Origin of the sequence: Pectobacterium peruviense, from assembly GCF_002847345.1 — a bacterium.
In the GTDB taxonomy this organism is placed as follows: domain Bacteria; phylum Pseudomonadota; class Gammaproteobacteria; order Enterobacterales; family Enterobacteriaceae; genus Pectobacterium; species Pectobacterium peruviense.
The window spans coordinates 13,624-32,662 of sequence record NZ_LXFV01000018.1; the positions used below are offsets into that span (position 1 = coordinate 13,624).

General features: G+C 51.5%; 21 protein-coding genes. 8 read left to right on the forward strand and 13 right to left on the reverse strand.

Translation table 11 applies throughout. The features are described from left to right. Window positions 1-137: 137 nt before the first annotated feature. The 8 genes from A0G03_RS14235 to rppH all read right to left on the reverse strand — a co-directional run bounded on the left by A0G03_RS14235 (window position 138) and on the right by rppH (window position 7,108). A complete protein-coding gene (locus tag A0G03_RS14235; protein ID WP_048258998.1) occupies window positions 138-572 on the reverse strand; it encodes a prepilin-type N-terminal cleavage/methylation domain-containing protein in 435 nt (144 codons plus the stop codon). Further along, window positions 559-1,014 carry a YgdB family protein gene (locus tag A0G03_RS14240; protein WP_241771480.1) on the reverse strand — a complete coding sequence of 152 codons (456 nt, stop codon included), beginning with the start codon at window positions 1,012-1,014 and terminating at the stop codon, window positions 559-561. The genes A0G03_RS14235 and A0G03_RS14240 overlap by 14 nt, the downstream gene beginning before the upstream one ends. Next, window positions 1,011-1,622, reverse strand: coding sequence for a prepilin peptidase-dependent protein (locus A0G03_RS14245; protein ID WP_048259025.1), 612 nt, complete (start codon window positions 1,620-1,622; stop codon window positions 1,011-1,013). The genes A0G03_RS14240 and A0G03_RS14245 overlap by 4 nt, the downstream gene beginning before the upstream one ends. A gap of 8 nt (window positions 1,623-1,630) precedes the next feature. Then, window positions 1,631-2,134 carry a prepilin peptidase-dependent protein gene (locus tag A0G03_RS14250; protein WP_048258995.1) on the reverse strand — a complete coding sequence of 168 codons (504 nt, stop codon included), beginning with the start codon at window positions 2,132-2,134 and terminating at the stop codon, window positions 1,631-1,633. A 173-nt stretch (window positions 2,135-2,307) separates the two neighbouring features. Continuing rightward, window positions 2,308-3,102 carry a thymidylate synthase gene (gene thyA, locus A0G03_RS14255; RefSeq protein ID WP_011092588.1) on the reverse strand — a complete coding sequence of 265 codons (795 nt, stop codon included), beginning with the start codon at window positions 3,100-3,102 and terminating at the stop codon, window positions 2,308-2,310. A gap of 36 nt (window positions 3,103-3,138) precedes the next feature. Further along, window positions 3,139-4,005, reverse strand: coding sequence for a prolipoprotein diacylglyceryl transferase (lgt, locus tag A0G03_RS14260; protein ID WP_048259024.1), 867 nt, complete (start codon window positions 4,003-4,005; stop codon window positions 3,139-3,141). A gap of 310 nt (window positions 4,006-4,315) precedes the next feature. Beyond that, window positions 4,316-6,562 (reverse strand): phosphoenolpyruvate--protein phosphotransferase, encoded by a 2,247-nt coding sequence (ptsP, locus tag A0G03_RS14265; protein WP_048258994.1) that lies wholly within the window; start codon window positions 6,560-6,562, stop codon window positions 4,316-4,318. Between the two features lie 12 nt (window positions 6,563-6,574). After that, complete coding sequence (gene rppH / locus A0G03_RS14270) at window positions 6,575-7,108, reverse strand: RNA pyrophosphohydrolase (RefSeq protein ID WP_048258992.1); 534 nt, start codon at window positions 7,106-7,108, stop codon at window positions 6,575-6,577. A 696-nt stretch (window positions 7,109-7,804) separates the two neighbouring features. Here rppH and mutH point away from each other — a divergent pair. The 4 genes from mutH (at window position 7,805) to A0G03_RS14295 (ending at window position 11,181) form a co-directional block, all read left to right on the forward strand. After that, on the forward strand, window positions 7,805-8,500 hold the full coding sequence (gene mutH, locus A0G03_RS14275; RefSeq protein ID WP_048258991.1) for a DNA mismatch repair endonuclease MutH: 696 nt from the start codon (window positions 7,805-7,807) through the stop codon (window positions 8,498-8,500). Window positions 8,501-8,802: 302 nt separating this feature from the next. Further along, window positions 8,803-9,519 (forward strand): TerC family protein, encoded by a 717-nt coding sequence (locus tag A0G03_RS14280; protein WP_048258990.1) that lies wholly within the window; start codon window positions 8,803-8,805, stop codon window positions 9,517-9,519. A gap of 185 nt (window positions 9,520-9,704) precedes the next feature. Then, window positions 9,705-9,911: a YgdI/YgdR family lipoprotein gene (locus A0G03_RS14285; RefSeq protein WP_081923380.1), complete on the forward strand. Its 207-nt coding sequence runs from the start codon at window positions 9,705-9,707 to the stop codon at window positions 9,909-9,911. A 208-nt stretch (window positions 9,912-10,119) separates the two neighbouring features. Then, on the forward strand, window positions 10,120-11,181 hold the full coding sequence (locus A0G03_RS14295; protein ID WP_048258988.1) for an NADP(H)-dependent aldo-keto reductase: 1,062 nt from the start codon (window positions 10,120-10,122) through the stop codon (window positions 11,179-11,181). Window positions 11,182-11,255: 74 nt separating this feature from the next. Here the strand turns inward: A0G03_RS14295 and A0G03_RS14300 are convergent, their stop codons facing one another. From A0G03_RS14300 to trmB, 3 genes are all read right to left on the reverse strand, one after another. Then, window positions 11,256-11,969: a YggN family protein gene (locus A0G03_RS14300; RefSeq protein WP_048258987.1), complete on the reverse strand. Its 714-nt coding sequence runs from the start codon at window positions 11,967-11,969 to the stop codon at window positions 11,256-11,258. Between the two features lie 114 nt (window positions 11,970-12,083). Further along, window positions 12,084-12,428, reverse strand: a complete 345-nt coding sequence (locus tag A0G03_RS14305) for a YggL family protein (RefSeq protein WP_048258986.1) — start codon at window positions 12,426-12,428, stop codon at window positions 12,084-12,086. A gap of 1 nt (window position 12,429) precedes the next feature. Further along, window positions 12,430-13,149 (reverse strand): tRNA (guanosine(46)-N7)-methyltransferase TrmB, encoded by a 720-nt coding sequence (gene trmB / locus A0G03_RS14310; protein ID WP_048258985.1) that lies wholly within the window; start codon window positions 13,147-13,149, stop codon window positions 12,430-12,432. Between the two features lie 165 nt (window positions 13,150-13,314). Between trmB and mutY the strand changes: the two genes are divergently transcribed. The 4 genes from mutY (at window position 13,315) to A0G03_RS14330 (ending at window position 16,983) form a co-directional block, all read left to right on the forward strand. Further along, complete coding sequence (gene mutY / locus A0G03_RS14315; protein ID WP_048258984.1) at window positions 13,315-14,421, forward strand: A/G-specific adenine glycosylase; 1,107 nt, start codon at window positions 13,315-13,317, stop codon at window positions 14,419-14,421. Continuing rightward, on the forward strand, window positions 14,418-14,690 hold the full coding sequence (locus A0G03_RS14320; RefSeq protein WP_011092575.1) for an oxidative damage protection protein: 273 nt from the start codon (window positions 14,418-14,420) through the stop codon (window positions 14,688-14,690). The genes mutY and A0G03_RS14320 overlap by 4 nt, the downstream gene beginning before the upstream one ends. A 52-nt stretch (window positions 14,691-14,742) precedes the next feature. Next, a complete protein-coding gene (gene mltC / locus A0G03_RS14325; protein WP_048258983.1) occupies window positions 14,743-15,816 on the forward strand; it encodes a membrane-bound lytic murein transglycosylase MltC in 1,074 nt (357 codons plus the stop codon). Window positions 15,817-15,885: 69 nt separating this feature from the next. Then, the gene (locus A0G03_RS14330; RefSeq protein WP_048258982.1) at window positions 15,886-16,983 is read left to right on the forward strand and encodes a helix-turn-helix domain-containing protein; all 1,098 of its coding nucleotides are present in this window, start codon (window positions 15,886-15,888) and stop codon (window positions 16,981-16,983) included. On the opposite strand, the gene A0G03_RS14335 is transcribed toward A0G03_RS14330, so the two are convergent. Next, window positions 16,946-17,989, reverse strand: coding sequence for an alpha/beta hydrolase family protein (locus A0G03_RS14335; RefSeq protein WP_048258981.1), 1,044 nt, complete (start codon window positions 17,987-17,989; stop codon window positions 16,946-16,948). The genes A0G03_RS14330 and A0G03_RS14335 overlap by 38 nt on opposite strands. A 214-nt stretch (window positions 17,990-18,203) precedes the next feature. Beyond that, window positions 18,204-19,037, reverse strand: coding sequence for a phosphoenolpyruvate hydrolase family protein (locus tag A0G03_RS14340; protein ID WP_101749515.1), 834 nt, complete (start codon window positions 19,035-19,037; stop codon window positions 18,204-18,206). Window positions 19,038-19,039: the final 2 nt, after the last annotated feature.

Genomic DNA, 19,039 nt, shown 5'->3' on the forward strand with positions numbered 1-19,039 from the left:
CCAATCACTTACTGGTGTAAGCTCTCGGGGATTAATGAGCCTCATAAATGAGACTCACCCTTCGGGCCAGCGCTAGCGCTGTTCAAATCGGTCTTAGACCGATTTGTCGTGCGGTTGCCGCCTGCCTGCAACTCGAATTATTTAGGGTATAGTTTGCCAGGCATATTTAGCTGACAGGTGATGACAGGTGATGACAGGCAAAACCAACGGTTCAGTGTAGCCTGATAGCGACGTGGCGTCATGACTCTTGCCGTTACCTGACGGCATTCTCCGCTCTGTTGCTGTTCTAACAGGCTAAACTGCCAGTTTTTACCTGAAGAAGACGCCGAATCATCAAGGTTGAACGGATGATACGGCACACCCGCTTCATAGGCTTCAAGCTGTTGTATAGCCAACCGCCAGGCCTGGCGCTGTTGCAACTGGTGCTGAAATGACTGTTGCAAGATCTGGTGATATTGCAGTAACCCCATCAGCGATACGGCAAACAACAACGCTGCCACCAGCGTCTCCGGCAGGCTGAAACCCGATTGATAACTCACGAATCTGTTGTTCACTGCGTTACTCCGTTGCATCACAGTGCGCAACATCTTTATCTGGGCAAAAGTCTAACCAACCATTACCTAATGGTTGAATAGTAATTTGGCCCGACGACAGTGCCGAAAATGACACACGCTGGTACAGCCTCAATGGTCGCGGCGAAGCAGGGATCGCGCCGTCACCACGCAGTAACCCTTGCCCCCCATCCGAGGCCGCACGCAGGCACACCACCAACGGATCTGCCGACAACTGCTGACACTGCCAGTTTTCCGTTAGCGCGCCCCAGCGCTGCCCTACTCCCCAGTTCAGCGAGGACAATGCCTGATTGAAGGCTCGCAGATAGTGCCGTTCATCGCTTCCCATCTGAATGGCAGCATCAAGCTGGCGTTGCAAACCTGACATTAACAGCAGGCCGATAATAGCGATAAGCAGCACCATAGCCAGCGTTCCACTCCCTTCTTGCTTTCCTTTTATCATTGGTTACGACCGAGAATAATGCGAGAGGTATGCTGCCGAACGGCGGGGCGTTTGGCCCAATAGCCAGCCAGTTGCAGTTCGTACAACGCCACATCATTCTGCGTAGACAAACGCTGTAACCGGAACGCCGTGAGCACCACCTCCTGCGGATCAAACAATTTTTCCCATCTGTCACCCTGACAGTTATGCGCCCCGCTTTGAATTTCCAACGACCTGCCGCGCAGACGATAGCCGAAAGACTCGGCATCCTGCTGCTCTCCACCATCCCACACGCCATTCCGGTTCAGATCGTAAGAGACATTCAGGCAGCTGTTTTCCGCTTCTCCCGGATAATTCCCCATACTGATCGCCTTTCCCTGACACGTTCCCGCACAAAACCCCGCCCGACGGATATCTTTCTCAATCCCCATCGCTACCTGACTGAATAGCTGTTCCAGTCGGAAAAGCTGCGCACTGTCCTGACTTTGGCTGCGTAACAGAGGGTACAACTGCGCTGCCGACAGCATAATCAGGCTACCTAAACTCAACGCCAACAGGATTTCCGGCAGTGTGAAGCCACGTTGTTCACACCTAAACCCCGTTTGTCTTAACACGTTCTGTCTCAACATTTTCTGCCTCAACATAGCGGAATCGCCAAGACAGCTTGCGACTCACTGCACAGACGAATGCGCCCCCTCACCGAGATAACCAGACGCAGTTGCCCCGCAGAGTTCGACAACGAGATGTGCCCAGCCTGTGCGGCGTTACGTAAGCCAAAGAACGTGAAAACATTACTGGTAGACTTTGCCAACACGACATCCTGTGTGCGGCGAACAAACTGTCGCGGGTGGTTCTCACGACATGCTTCCTCTGCCTGTTTTTCATTCTGCCCAGCCACCATGCACCACAGCGCCCCCTGTAGTATCAGCTTCGCCGTCCGGGTTTCGTTATGCCAGTAGGCATTGGCCTGAACCCGACTCAAAAAGTCGAGCAGTTGCTGCGCACTCTGTTCCAGACGGATGGCCTGCTGATATTGAATCCAGCCATGTAGGCCGCCGCCAGCCATCAGCGCCACGATCGTCAGCACCACCAATAATTCAAGCAAGGTAAATCCCCGCTGTTGTCGATTCCCTGTTTTCATGGCATCAGGATAGTGAGTGCTATCCGCAAAAACAGCGTGTTAACAGCGCTATACGCGGCGGTTCGCAATGTTTTACTGCAACGATGTAACAACAGGGAAAATATGCGGGGAGATGGGAAAACGAGGAAACAAAAAAGGCCGCATTACGCGGCCCTAAGAAACAGTGAAAGGCTTTATATTGCCACTGGCGCTTTGATGGCGGGATGCGGATCGTATCCCTCGATTTCAAAATCTTCGAAGCGATAGTCGAATAGCGTATCCGGGCGGCGCTTAATCACCAATTTAGGCAGCGCGCGCGGTTCACGGCTCAACTGTAAATGCGTCTGTTCCATATGGTTGTTGTACAGATGCGTGTCACCGCCGGTCCAGACGAAATCACCGACGTCCAGATCGCACTGCTGCGCCACCATATGCACTAGAAGCGCATAGCTGGCGATGTTGAACGGTAGGCCGAGGAAGATATCGCATGAACGCTGATAAAGCTGGCAAGAGAGTTTGCCATCCGCCACGTAGAACTGGAAAAACGCGTGGCACGGTGCCAGCGCCATTTTGTCCAGCTCGCCCACGTTCCAAGCAGACACGATAATACGGCGAGAATCAGGATCCTGTCTCAACTGGGTCAGGACATTCTTCAACTGGTCGATCTGACGACCGTCTGCAGCTCCCCACGAACGCCACTGTTTACCGTAAACCGGCCCCAAATCACCGTTCTCATCTGCCCATTCGTCCCAAATACTGACTTTGTTTTCATTCAGATAAGCAACATTGGTATCGCCGTTCAGGAACCAAAGCAGTTCATGGATAATCGAACGCAGGTGGCATTTTTTGGTGGTAACCAGCGGAAACCCGTCCTGCAAGTTGAAACGCATCTGATGGCCGAAAATGGAACGCGTGCCCGTACCGGTACGGTCGGCCTTCGGCGTGCCTTCTTCAAGCACTTTTTTCATCAGATCCAGATACTGTTTCATACTACCTCACCACAAATATTAAAGAAGGACAGCGGATTATTGCTGTGCAGGCTGACGGCGATACGCCCAAACCATCATCAGAATACCGGCGATCACCATTGGCAACGACAGGATTTGCCCCATGCTGAAAAGGTCGCCAAATAGACCCAACTGCGCATCCGGCTGGCGGAAGAATTCGGTAATAATCCTGAACATGCCGTAGCAGATAAGGAAAAGCCCCGACACGCTGCCCATTGGCCGAGATTTACGAATAAAGAGGTTCAGAATGATAAACAGTGCTACGCCTTCCAGCATCATTTGATACAGCTGGGAAGGATGACGCGGCAGCATACCGAACTGATTGAAAATCGTCTGCCATTGCGGATTGCTGACGGCCAGCATCATATCTTCGCTACGCGAGCCAGGAAACAGCATGGCCCATGGGATATCTGTCGTGACACGCCCCCACAGTTCGCCGTTGATAAAGTTGCCCAAGCGGCCAGCACCGAGTCCAAAAGGAATCAGAGGCGCAATAAAATCCGCAACCTGGAAGAAATGGCGTTTGGTTCGATGAGCAAACCACAGCATGACGCAGATAACGCCCATTAAGCCGCCGTGGAACGACATACCGCCATCCCAGACTTTGAAAAGATAGAGCGGATTTTCAAGAAATGACGGGAAGGCATAAAACAGGACATAGCCCAGACGCCCACCGACGAAGACCCCAAGGAACCCCATATACAGCAGGTTTTCGACTTCATCCTTGGTCCAACCGCTACCCGGTTTATTCGCCCGACGCACCGCCAACCACATGGCAAATACAAAACCCACCAGATACATCAGCCCATACCAGTGCAGCGCCAACGGGCCAATTGAGAAAATCACTGGATCAAACTGAGGAAACGCCAGATAGCTTGTCGTCATCATTCACCACATATTTTATTGTGTTATCCCTGCTTTCGGGATCGTCATTGATAGGCAAAAGGCAGGAGAATGAATCCGTTCCTGCAAACCGCGGTGGCGAATCATAGCATACGCGCCCGTGCTCATTGCTCGCTGTGGGGAAAAGTTCTGTAAAACATTTATACTCGTCATACTTCAAGTTGCATGCGCGTTGGCTGCGCTACTCAGCACACCGGCGTGTGCCTCGCCCCGTTGGAGCCGCTGCAAGCAGCGTTTAAATCTACCTTCGGCAGATTTGTCACTCACCAGAATCACTTACCTGAGTTACGCATTAGCGCCCGCCGCGAATCAAACCGCCCAGCCCACGCTCTTCCATGAAGATCGCCGCCCACTGTCGGACTTCCGTCGCACTCTGTGCATTCAGCAATTGCTTCACCAGCGCCTGTGACTCAGCCAGCGTAATTTGGCGCAGCAAATATTTAATTCGCGCAACGCTGCGCCCATTCATGCTGAGAGAGCGATAACCCAGCCCGGTCAACAGGAGTGCGCCAAGCGCTTCCCCTGCCATTTCACCGCACACGGAAAGCGGAATATTATGTCGTTCGCACTCGACAGCAATCATATTCAGCGCTTGTAACATCGAAGGATGAAGGCTGTCATAGAGTGATGCTACGTGGGCGTTGTTACGATCCACAGCCAGCAGATACTGCGTCAGATCGTTGGTACCAACCGAAACAAAATCGATACGGGAAGCCAGATGAGGGAGCAGAAACAGCATCGATGGCACTTCGATCATGATCCCAATCCGCGGCTTGGGCTGTGGGAAGCCCAGTAATTCCTCAACCTCGCTTGCGGCCTGATCGATCAGGCGACGTGCCTCACTGATTTCATCCAGACTGCTGATCATTGGCAATAGAATATTGAGATTACCGATATGCGCATTCGCACGCAGCATGGCACGCACCTGAATCAGAAAGATTTCAGGCTGATCGAGCGTAATACGAATCCCGCGCCAGCCGAGACATGGATTCTCCTCGCTAATAGGCAGATAAGGCAGCGGCTTGTCCGCACCAATATCCAGCGTACGCAGCATCACAGGGCGCGTAGGATAAAGATCCAACATGCTTTGGTATTGTGCCATCTGCTCATCTTCGGACGGAAACCCACTTTGCAGCATAAAAGGGATTTCCGTGCGATACAGCCCAACACCATCGACCTGATTGATAAAGCGTTTCTCATGCTCAGCGCTTAACCCCGCATTCAGCATGACCTGAATACGTTCACCGCTTTTCAGCACGGCGGGCTGCTCCATCTCGCCTTCGGCCAGACGAGTCAGCTCGTTTTCTTCCGTAAGTAGACGCTGGTATTCCTGCACCAGCACCGGTTCGGGATCGACCAGCAACTCACCGCGATAGCCGTCAATGATCAGCTGTCGCTGATGCAGCAGCTCGGGCTGAATGTCCGCGCCAACCAGCGTAGGAATGCCCATGGCACGAACCAGAATCGCCGCATGCGAATTGGCAGCACCGTCATAGACAACGACGCCCGCCAGCCGCTCCGGCGGCAGTTCCGCGAGCAGCGTGGCCGTTAATTCATCCGCAACGAGGATAAAGCGCTCAGGCCATTGCCCCATGATTTGCGCGTTATCGTCGAGATGAAAGAGCAGGCGTTGCCCTAACGCACGCAGATCGCCAGCGCGCTCGCGTAAATAGGTGTCCTGCAAATTGGTAAACTGCGCTGCAAAACGTTCAATCACCAGTTTGACAGCCCACTCGGCGGCATTACCCGCATCCACTTCCTGAAACAGTTCACGTTTGAGACGCGCATCATTCAGCAAGTGCGAATACAAATCGAAAATCGCCGCGCTCTCTTTCTGCGCGCTAGCGTTGAAGCGTTTGCTGAAGCGACGGAATTCCGCCGTCGCCTCTTCTAATGCCTGCGTTAAACGGGAGCGCTCGCGTTCGCTGTCCAAACTGGATGCGGGGAAAACCTGTTCCAGAGAAGGTTGGGTACAATCCTGCCAGCCGGGGGCAATCGCCACGCCGGGTGCAGCGACCAACGCCTTAACGCGCGTTTGGCGGTATTGACCGAAGAGCGTTTTTATCTGCGAAAGAGAAAGAATAGCGGCCATCTGCGTGGCCAGCGTCACCATGAACGATTCTTCGTTTTTATCAAACTGACGATGTTCACGCTGCTGAACAACCAACACACCCAGCAGGTGGCGACGGTAAATAATGGGAACACCGAGAAAAGAACGGAAATGTTGCTCTTTGACCGCGGGGATATATTTGAAGCTAGGATGTGTGCGAGCGTCGGCCAGATTGATGGGTTCAGCACGTTGCCCGACCAGCCCGACGATGCCTTGCCCAAATGCCAGCGTAACCGAGCGACCACGCGGCTTTTTCAACCCGCGCGTCGCCATCAGGTAGTAGCATTGACGATCGTGATCGGCCAGATAAATGGAACAGACTTCCGTGTCCATAGCCTGACAGGTCTCATTGACCAGAATGTCCAGCGCATCACTAAGGCGGGCCGTTGCCGCAACATTTTCGACAATTTCTCGCAAGCGCGTGAGCATAATGTGCCTGAATTACCCTCTTTTTCGCCGGGGACCGGATGGAGTCGCCACCCGAGCCGCAACACTCTCCTGAAGCAGTATCACCGGGCTGATAAATTCCTTCATCACGCGACGATAAACATCTCGCTTAAAAGAGACGACCTGACGTACCGGATACCAGTAACTCACCCAGCGCCAGCCATCAAATTCCGGCGTGCCGCTGCTCTGCATATTGATATCCGACTCATTACACATCAACTGTAGCAAAAACCATTTCTGCTTTTGGCCGATACAGACCGGTTTTGTATCCCAACGCACCAAACGCTTTGGTAATTTATAGCGTAACCAGTTACGGGTAGATGCCAACACGCGCACATCCTTTTTTCTTAACCCGACTTCTTCAAACAGTTCGCGGAACATCGCTTGCTCGGGACTTTCACCGGGGTTAATTCCCCCCTGTGGAAATTGCCATGAGTGCTGACCATAGCGCCGGGCCCACATCACCTGCCCCTGCCGATTACAAATTACAATACCAACGTTTGGGCGGTAGCCATCATCATCGATCACCGGACTACCTCAATAAACATCAATGCAAAGATGACCTGATTGTTTCACACTCCCGTCAGGCGGTAAACCACTGCTTAGAAAGCATGTGATACTAATAAAAGTAAGATAACCCACAGATAAGATCGAAGTTATAAACATGTAAAGGCTGTAACCCGCAGTTTATTCACTTTTTCTGTGGACATCTTTGTGCAGAACCCATGAAGAAGTGAGTAAAACTCATTTTCCACAAAGAAAAAAAACCACTAACAATTAAAAAATAATTCTTTTTATTCATAAAATTACAAACCTTTTTAATTGAAATGACTACCCCTTTATTTTTGTTCAAATGGCATACAATGCAATATTGGCGAAAGATCGCACTATGCCGATTTTATCCACAGGGAATGTTTCAAACTCAGGCAATAAATAGGCAAACACAGCAAAAATGCTGCGAGTCAAGGCTGTAAATGGAACCAGTAATCCATGTTTACGTGGGTTATCCAAGAAATCTGTGGATAACCTAGTGTAAGATCCTGTTCATTGTCGGTGGCTATACGTGCACAGTTTGTAAAACTGCGTTCAGTGATCGCCATCACACTGAAAAAAAACGCTACGAATCATGCTATTATTGTTTCTCTCCACAACCTTACAGGTTGTACATTTGTATTTTCCATTTGTTGTGTTTTTTTTGAGCGAAAAAATATCGGGCGATATGCTATGAATTCACCCTCGGTTCACACGGCTGCACCGCAAAATGAACAAGCCTTGCTGCAACGTGCACAGTCCCTCGCAGGCTATAATCTTGCAGAATTAGCAAACATCGCTCTCCTACCTCTTCCCGCTAACCTGAAACGCGATAAAGGCTGGATTGGCATCTTGCTGGAACGTTTTCTAGGTGCGAGCGCAGGCAGCAAACCCGAGCAGGATTTCCCTGAAATTGGTATCGAGCTAAAAACCATCCCTATTGATGAACAGGGTAAACCGCTTGAAACCACCTTCGTCTGCGTCGCTCCGTTAACAGGTAATAGCGGCGTAACGTGGGAAAGCAGCCACGTACGACACAAGCTCGCTCGGGTACTGTGGATTCCGGTGGAAGGTTCTCGTCACATTCCGCTGGGAGAACGACGTATTGGCACGCCGCTGATCTGGAGTCCAAACGAAGAAGAAGAGGAACAGCTACGCTGTGACTGGGAAGAGTTGATGGACCTGATTGTGCTTGGCCGGGTAGAAAGCATCACCGCCCGACATGGCGAAGTACTGCAATTACGCCCCAAAGCGGCAAACAGTCGAGCATTAACAGAGGCCATTGGCGAATTTGGTCAACCGATTCTCACCTTACCGCGCGGATTCTACCTGAAAAAAACCTTTACCGCGCCGCTACTGGCCCGCCACTTCATGCAGCTCAGCAACTGAATTTCATTAGCATTAAATTTCATTAGCGCTATGTTCTATTAGCGTCCTACTTCATCAGCATGGCGCTTCATCGTACACTAGCCTTATAGACCCCACGATATGCCATATGCCGCATATCGTGCGACAAAGGAATACGACTCAGGGAAACGCCTGATGCCGACCCAGAGCAAAAAGGGACACCAGCGCACATGCAACTTGAAGTATGACGAGTATCTTTTCACGACATCACACTTTCACTTGCCTACGCACCGAGCTGGCAGAGTATAATATCGTTTACGTTTCGTTTAAGGTGTATTGATATAATGTTTGATTGGATTGTTGATCCGAACGCATGGTTGGCATTGGGAACGCTGACTATTCTGGAAATCGTTCTTGGGATCGATAACATTATTTTCCTGTCCCTCGTTGTCGCCAAATTACCTAAAGCCCAGCAAAACAAAGCTCGCCGTATCGGTCTGATGGGTGCGATGTTTATGCGTCTGGGGCTACTCGCGTCTATCGCTTGGGTAATGCGTCTGACCGACCCGCTGTTTACCGTAGCAGGCAATGAAATTTCCACTCGCGATCTGATTCTGTTCTTCGGAGGGCTTTTCCTGATCTGGAAGTCCAGCATGGAAATTCACGAAACGGTCGAAGGCGGTTCAGAAGATCATACCTCCAAGACATACTCTTTCTTTGGTGCGATCGTGCAGATCATGATGTTGGATATTATCTTCAGCCTGGATTCGGTGATCACTGCCGTCGGCCTGTCTGACCATCTGTTTATTATGATGGCCGCCGTGATTATCGCCGTTCTCGTGATGATGTTCTCCGCACGCCCTATCGGCGAGTTTGTTGAACGCCATCCGTCCGTCAAAATGCTGGCCTTATCATTCCTGATCCTTGTCGGGTTCACACTGATTTTGGAAAGCTTCGACGTTCACGTACCAAAAGGCTATATCTACTTCGCCATGTTCTTCTCGATGTCAGTCGAGGCATTGAACCTGTTACGTAGTAAGAAAGAAAAAACGGCGCACTAATCGCCGCATAACGCGCTTTATTGATAAAGACGTCATCATCAGGCGGCAACCTGCCGCCTGATTACACAACATTAATTCCCTCTATACGCATTTTTTCCATTATTCCTACGTTATCCCCCGCGACCATTTGCTAGACTCACTTTAGATTTTGCATTTATTAACAGGTTGATATGATGAAAAAACGGATGAAAATGGCGGTAACACTGGCGTTATTATTCACCCTTGTGGGTTGTTCCAGTAACTATGTGATGGCGACAAAAGAGGGGCAAATGCTCCTGACACAGGGGAAACCTGTGTTAGATAAAGATACTGGCTTACTTAGCTATACCGATGAGCAAGGTAACCAGAAACAAATCAACAGCGACCAAGTCTCCCAGATCGTGCAGCGTTGAGATCGCAGCCAGCCCGAAACGATCACCTCACATCGGGTAGTACTATCAAGAATAATCCGAAAGGGATAACAGAAGAGACTTCCCCACTCGTCACTGCTTCGTTATAGTCGAATTCAGGTGTGTCTTCCCAAACTCATTGGAATCGCAGCAAATCATGCGGAGATGATGGGAAATGCGCCTGCTATTTTCAGACATAAGGAAGCTGGCAATGCAATATCACCGTATTCCCCATAGTTCTTTAGAAGTGAGCGTGCTGGGTCTTGGTACGATGACCTTTGGCGAACAGAACAGCGAAGCAGACGCTCATGCTCAGTTAGATCAAACCATTGCCGCAGGTGTTAACCTGATTGACACAGCAGAAATGTACGCCGTTCCTCCTCGCCCAGAAACACAGGGATTAACCGAAAGCTATATCGGCTCCTGGCTGAAATCCCGTGGCGGACGTGAAAAATTGATCGTGGCGAGCAAAGTCTCCGGCCCTGTGCGCGGAAACGATCACAGCATTCGTCCGCAACAAGCATTAGACAGGAAAAACATCCGTGCAGCACTGGATGCCAGCCTGCAACGCCTGAACACTGACTATATCGATCTCTACCAGTTGCATTGGCCACAGCGCCAGACCAATTGCTTTGGCAAGCTGAACTATCAATATACTGATGACAAACCGCAATATACCGACGACAAATCGGTAGTGACGCTGCTGGAAACGTTGGAAGCGCTGAATGAGCAGGTGCGTGCCGGTAAAATTCGCTATGTCGGTGTCTCCAACGAAACGCCGTGGGGCGTGATGCGCTATCTGCATCTGGCGGAAAAACACGATCTGCCGCGCATCGTCTCGATTCAGAACCCCTACAGCCTGCTGAACCGCAGTTTTGAAGTTGGCTTAGCGGAAATTAGCCAGCATGAAGGTGTGGAACTGCTCGCCTATTCATCACTGGCGTTCGGTACGCTGACGGGTAAATACCTCAATGGCGCGAAACCCGCAGATGCCCGCAACACGCTATTTAGCCGCTTCACCCGCTATACCGGCCCGCAGGCTCAGGCAGCCGTTGCCGAATATGTCGCACTGGCGCAAAAGCACGGTCTGAATCCAGCACAGATGGCATTGGCGTTTGTTCGTCAGCAGCCGTTCGTTGCCAGTACGTTGCTGGGCGCAACCACGCTGGAACAGTTGCAAATCAACCTGGATAGCCAGAACCTGACGCTGGACGGCGAGATTCTCGATGAACTAGAAGCCATCCACCGCCGCTTCACGTTCCCAGCACCGTAAACGCAAAAACCGGGCATCGCCCGGTTTTTTAATGTTTGTAGATGCACAGCAATATATGTAGATCTACTGCGCGCTTACTTCAGCGACTGCAATAGGCTCTTGCGCTGGTCTTCTAACGACGTAACGCGGCTACATACGTCATTGCCGAAACGCTGGAACTCCAGTTCCTGATTATTCCACTCGGCCTGAATCGCTTTCTGCAAACCGCCGAGGTTACCCATCATCGCCTGTAGCGGATTGCCGCCACTGGACATCTGTTTTACGCCCATTTCGTTCAGGCTGTCCTGCAAGACGCCGCCCATGCTTTGCTGCACGATCTGCTTGCCATCTTGCTCAACCTGCTTGATCGCCTGATGGTGGAACGTCAGGCCATCACTGCGGTGTTCGATAATACGGTTCATCTGCTGTTTGAGCTGTTTATCCAGCGTAGTCAGACGATTGCGCACATTACTGTCGCTGCCAAGCTCCTGCACAATCACTTTATCCAGTGCGACTCGCGCTTTTTCCAGATGCTGCTGCGCTCCCTGGTCGATCCACGGCAGTTGTTGGCGTAAATCCGTCTGATAGGCTTTGGATTTTTGGCGCTGTTCGGCGTTCAGGGTCAATGGCGTTCCGTTACGGACAATATCGCCCTGTGGAGAAAGCTGTAAATTGCCGCTGGCACCCACAACCTGTACGTGCTGCGGACTGATAATAATGTCGTCCTGCGGGTTCACGTTGCACTGGTAAGCCGCCTGGGCTTGCCAGGACAGCAACATCAATAAACCCAAGGTCATTTTACGCGACATATTTTCTCCTGAAGAAAACAACGACAGTGGCGAGAAAGCGGCAATGCGCCCTTTGATGAGGCAGATAACGCCTGAGCCAGAATCAGCTCAGGCATTCCTTGATAAGACCAAGGATTACAGCAGGTGTTCTGGCAGATCCCACCAGATATCGAACAGATTGCTGACTTTCACGTCTGTCAGTTTCTGCTCTTCCAACCAGCGGCTAACCAGTTGGCGATGCTCGTCGGTGCAGTGACCAATTTTTTGCAGACAGACCAGTCCTTCCCAGAGCAAATAACCGCTGCCTTCAAATGCCAGCCCTTTTGGTTCAATGACATCGTCGACGAACTTATCCATCAGCTTATCGATGTCTTCCACATCAGTGCCTTCTGGGAAGCGGAAGCTGACCGAAAAACCTAATTCCTGAAACTCATCAATGTGAAGTTTTTTACGCAAACGACGGCTACGAGCTTGTGCCATTTTATTTTATCCTCTCAAACATCAGATCCCACACGCCATGCCCCAAACGCTGGCCGCGTGCTTCAAATTTCGTCAGCGGACGGGATTCCGGCCGCACAACGTACTCATTATTATCGGAAAGATTACGGTACCCGGCGACAGACGTCATCACTTCGAGCATGTGTTGCGCATAAGGTTCCCAATCTGTTGCCATATGGAACACACCGCCAACTTTCAATTTACTCTGCACCAGTTCGACGAATGGCACCTGCACGATACGGCGTTTATTATGGCGAGCTTTGTGCCACGGATCTGGGAAGAAGAGCTGGACCATGGACAATGAACCATCAGGGATCATCTTAACCAGAACTTCGATCGCATCGTGACACATCACGCGCAGGTTACTGATTTCCGCATCCTGTGCGGAAGCGAGACACGCCCCTATGCCCGGCAAGTGAACTTCAATACCGAGGAAATTCTGCTCGGGATGCTGTGCCGCCATCGTCACCAGCGATGCGCCCATCCCAAAACCAATCTCCAGCACCACGGGAGCGTCACGCCCAAATAGCGCGTTAAAATCTACCTGCTCGGTCTGATATTCCAAGCCCATCACCGGCCAGTAGTTATCCAGCGCCAGCTGTTGCCCGTTGGTCAAACGCCCTTGGCGGCGGACAAAACTGCGGATACGACGCATCGGGCGCCCATTTTCATCAAATTCCGGTGAAATGACGTTGTTAATCATAAAGAGTGCTTACTTGCTGTCCGATTTCGTTAAGGAAACGCGCATTATGCAAGGATACCGTGGTTTAGCAAGCCCACAGCCTCGGAAAGTTCCGGTTTACAGCACATTCACTCTGTGCTGGAATCGCTATCAAACTTTTTATTTGTCGGATAGTGACTCCATTTTATGATGCAAGCGCAACAGTTCGCCCATCAGGTGCTGGACTGGTATCAACGCTATGGCCGCAAAACCCTGCCGTGGCAGCTTGAGAAAACTCCCTATAAAGTATGGCTATCCGAAGTGATGTTGCAACAAACGCAGGTCACCACGGTTATCCCCTATTTCCAACGCTTTATGGAACGCTTTCCCAACGTTAACGCACTAGCGGCAGCGCCGCTGGATGAAGTGCTCCACTTATGGACCGGGCTGGGCTATTACGCCCGTGCGCGTAATCTACACAAAGCGGCACAGACCATCGTTTCACGCCACGGCGGCAAATTCCCAGCCACCTTTGATGAAGTGGCTGCATTACCGGGCGTTGGTCGTTCCACCGCTGGAGCTGTGTTATCACTCTCTCTCGGTCAGCATTACCCCATTCTCGATGGCAACGTGAAGCGCGTGCTGGCACGCTGCTACGCCGTTGACGGCTGGCCGGGCAAGAAAGAGGTTGAAAAGAAGCTGTGGGCACGGAGTGAGGATGTCACACCCGCCGAAGGTGTCAGCCAGTTTAATCAGGCGATGATGGATCTCGGCGCGATGGTTTGCACCCGCAGCCGCCCCAAGTGCGAGCTGTGCCCGCTGAGCACGGGATGCGTCGCTTACGCTAACCACAGCTGGGCACAATACCCCGGTAAGAAACCGAAACAGACGCTACCGGAAAAAACCGGCTGGTTCCTGCTGATGCAACAAGGCTCTCAGGTTTGGCTGCAACAGCGCCCTGCAGTGGGCCTATGGGGCGGATTATTTTGCTTCCCACAGTTTAGCGAACGTCAGGAATTGGAACTCTGGATGCAACAACGTGGTCTGAATCCTGATGGATTGCAACAGCTTGTCGCGTTCCGCCACACATTTAGCCATTTTCATCTGGATATCGTTCCACTCTGGTTGAACGTATCGCAGACCGATAGCTCACAAAACAGGTCCTGCATGGATGACGGTGCAGGTCTCTGGTATAACTTAGCGCAGCCGCCGTCTGTCGGACTGGCCACCCCGGTAGAACGCTTGCTGAGGGAACTGGCTCACCCACAGTCAACACTTTTGAATGCCTGCGCAATTGATGAGGAAGAAGCATGAGCAGAACGATTTTTTGTACCGTTTTACAACGCGACGCTGAAGGGCAGGACTTCCAGCTCTACCCCGGCGATCTGGGCAAGCGCATCTATAACGAAATTTCTAAAGAAGCCTGGGCGCAGTGGCAAACCAAGCAAACAATGCTGATCAACGAGAAAAAACTCAGCATGATGAATGTTGACGACCGTAAGCTGCTGGAACAGGAAATGATCAAGTTCCTGTTTGAAGGGAAGGACGTTCACATCGAAGGCTATACGCCTCCGAGCCATTGAGATTGCGGGCTTTCGGGCCCGCTTACGTCCCTATTCCGACACGGCTTGTTATATGAAGAAAATGTTAGCTCTGCTGGTGATTGCACCATTGTTGGTTTCCTGTTCGGGAAACAAAGGAAATACCGACAACGAAGAGTTTCTCAAGGATACCAACGCCTTCGATATTTTGATGGGGCAATTTGCCAACAACATCGAAAATATCTGGGGGATGAATGAAGTTCTGATCGCCGGTCCGAAAGACTACGTCAAATATACCGATCAATATCAGACGCGTAGCCACATCAACTTTGATGCCGGTTCGATCACTATCGAAACCCTTTCGGCGACCAACTCCGTCGCCAGCCTGCGTCAGGCGATTATCACGACCCTATTGATGGGTGATGACGCCAGTAACACCGACCTGTATTCCGACGCTAACGATATTCAAATCAGCCGCGAACCGCTGCTGTATGGACAGGTGTTGGATAACACGGGACAAGCGATCCGCTGGGAAGGCCGTGCCGCCAGCTTCGCGGATTACCTGCTCCAAAATCGTCTGCAAAAACGCACCTCCGGCCTGCATGTTATCTGGTCGGTCACGATCCAGCTCGTCCCTAACCATCTGGACAAACGTGCGCACAAATACCTGCCGCTAGTGCGTAAAGCCTCTGAGCGTTATGGCATTGAAGAGTCGCTGATTCTGGCGATTATGCAGACAGAATCCAGCTTCAACCCTTACGCCGTCAGCCGTTCCGATGCGCTAGGTCTGATGCAGGTCGTGCAGCACAGCGCAGGACGTGATGTCTTCAAAATGAAAGGGAAATGGGGGCAGCCGAGCCGCAGCTATCTGTTCGACCCAGAACAAAATATCGATGCTGGGACGGCCTATCTGTCGATTCTGAAGAACAGCTATCTGGCAGGTATTGAGAACCCAACGTCGAAACGCTACGCCGTCATCACCGCGTATAACGGTGGCGCAGGCAGCGTGTTGCGCGTCTTCTCCAGCGATCGGGATCGCGCCGTAGGCATTATCAATAACATGTCACCGGGCGATGTCTACCAAACGCTGACGACGAAACACCCTTCTGGCGAATCACGTCGCTACCTGAACAAAGTGAACACGGCGCAGAAAAATTATCGCCGCTAATCCGCGTCAGCCACAGAACGCCGCGCTACCGATTTGACTCCGGCAGCGCGGCTTCACCAGACGAACAATATGACTACGATTCCCTTACCGTTTATTACCGCACTTTTGCTGGTTATTTTGTTTTTTCGCATCCAGTTTCTGCATATTCAAAACAACATAGATATTCATAACAACAAAACAAAAAGACGTAATAGCAAAGTAGAGGCGATATTCATCGGGGTGAGCTGTATTGCCCTGACATTGGTGGCGTTGCGCTGGGGCAGCAATATGGCTTTCCCTGCGTTCATCCAGCCCGCGATTGCCGCGTCAATTCCGTCGCTGCTATGGCTTTGCCTTTTCCCCTACAGCAAGAACGCGCCAGATGCCTTACCCCGCAGACAGCAAGCGACCTTCCTTCATCTGTTACCGCCTTTATTCACCCTTGGTGCAGGCGTAATCCAAAGTAGAACGACTATTCCGCTCATCGATATCACGCTGGTGAGTGTTTACTTCGGTTATGGCGTCTCGCTGGTATACACCGCTCGCCATCCTCGAACGTCCTCCTCCATGTGGAAGAGCGCACCGTTTATCGCAGGATCGTATGTCCTTATCTCCGGCGCTATCGATCTAGTGATTGCACTGGATATCGCCTTCAACAACGGTAGCCACGCGGCAACCATCATTACCGTATTCCACATTGTCATGTTGGCGATCCTGGCCATGCTTATCGTCACGCATTCTGCACGCTCGCAGACTGAGCTTATCGTTACACATGACCAAAAGCCGGAAGCGCCACCCGCAACCGATGATGAACACCAACTAGCAAAAACGTTAGATGATTTCATTCGTACTCATGCGTTGTATACCGATCCGAGCATGACGCTTCAGCGCCTGAGCAGACGCATGGGAATCCCACTCAGACGCCTGTCCGAAACCATCAACCGCGTTCACGGCCGTAATTTCTCGCAGGTGATCAACGAATATCGAATCGAGGAGGCTAAGCGCCTCCTCAGCCAAACAGATGCACGCATCACGGATATCATGCTGGAGAGCGGGTTTCAGACTAAATCAAACTTCAACCGCGAGTTTTTGCGGCTAACGGGCATGAGCCCCAGCGTCTGGCGTAGTCAGTACCCACTTCGGAAGCAGGCTACGGCTTCCGCCACGCCGCCTGAAGAAAATCGCTGATATCCTTTGCCACTTCCTGATGAATCTGCTCACGCGAACGTTCACCACCGTCGAGACAAATCATGCCATCCCCTGGGTTCTCAGCATTGATGATCTCAACGGCACCCGGTTTACAAAGCTGCATAAAGCTAAAGTGCGTTGCGTCAGCAATTTCCTTATAGGCTGAATGCGCAGGTGACAGCTTCCGCGCCAAATCGTGAGATTCCAAGTCGGCAGGCAGTTCCTCACTCGGATACCCTGCCGCGAAGATCAATACCGGAATGTTTATTGCTGCCAGACTCTCTGCGGTAAACCCTCGCGCCAGTCCCATATCCAGCGATACCACTGCGCTGATGCGCGGATCCGCTAATGACTTATCAAGCTGCGCACGCGATGAGGCACTTTTTGCGATCTGCATCTTTTCATAGGCCTTGCAGGACGCCAGCCCGACATGCGTTAGACAGTCCCGCTCAAATTGATCCGTGCTGAAACGTCCACCCGCAAGCTCAAGCACCGTCCATCCTCCTAACGAGTGGCCCACAGCCGCAATCCGCCTCTCATCAACTCGCCCCGTCTTTTCTGGCGTAGCAAGTAATGCCGTAATGACGCGGCTGATGTCATTAGGCCGTTGCCACAATTCCTGGGCGTTCTCCGCCCGCATATCTTTAGTGGTGGTTCCTGGATGATTGGGGGCGGCGACAATATAGCCTTGTTTAACCAACGCCTGCGCCAGCCACAGTTGATTAAGCCAGTTCCCTCCATAACCGTGTGAAACCACAATCAAAGGATGTGCACCGGATTCAGGCGCAGCGTTTTTGCTCACTGCGATACCGGGAAAAACAACATTTTCACCGATTATCGCCGTCTGTTGTGACGACGACGTCGGATAAAAGACGGCGACGTCCAACGGCCGATGATTGGCCTCATCGGCCAACGTTATTTGTTGAAACCCAATACCGGCATCTGCCATAACAGCAAAGCTGAGTAGTAAGTTCGTGAGCAATCCTATTGTGATACGCCATGTCATACCTATTTCTCCGAAGTTTCTGCACTGTGAAAAACAGTATTTATAACAATGACTTTCTTTCCTATGCGACCTAAAACGCTATTTAGTACCTCTTCTTAATGCACAAAAAACTACGGCCAGCATAAGCTGGCCGTATTCCCTGATATTGGCACAAAATTTACCCGTTTTTCTTCCTGAGTTAGGACATCGGCGGATATAGAGCCAAAAAAGTCTGTTAACGCTTAATTTTTTTGAATTGCTGTGTAGTCGCTGTTAACGCTGTTTCTGTCGGCAACCGCTCCATGGAGCTGGCACCGTAAAAACCATCGCACTGCGGGCAGTGATCCATAATGAACTGTGCATCCTGCGGCGTTGAAATCGGTCCGCCGTGACACAGTACAATCACATCCTTACGCACGGCCTTCGCCGCATCCGCCCAGTGGTTAATCAATGGAACACAATCCGCCAGATTAAGCGCGGTTTCTGCCCCAATGTTACCGCCAGTCGTTAACCCCATGTGCGGCACAATAATATCCGCGCCCGCTTTCGTCATCGCGACCGCATCTTCTGCGTTGAACACATAAGGCGTGGTCAGCATGTCTTTTTCGTGCGCCAGACGAATCATGTCTACTTCCAGCGCATATCCCATACCGGTTTCTTCCAGATTGGCACGGAAATTACCGTCAATCAGGCCGACGGTTGGGAAATTCTGTACGCCAGAGAAACCTAGCGCTTTCAGGTCATCCAGAAACTTATCAAACTGACAGAAAGGATCGGTACCGTTTACTCCCGCCAACACTGGCGTGTGCTTCACAACAGGAAGCACTTCTTTCGCCATATCCACGACGATCTCATTAGCGTTGCCGTAAGCCAACAGGCCAGCCAGCGACCCCCTCCCCGCCATGCGATAGCGCCCGGAGTTGTAGATCACGATCAGGTCGATGCCGCCCGCTTCTTCACATTTTGCGGAAAGCCCCGTTCCGGCACCACCACCGATAATCGGTTCACGGCGTGCGATCATTGCGCGGAATTTTGCCAGCAGTTCCTGACGATTTATGCCTGACATCATGC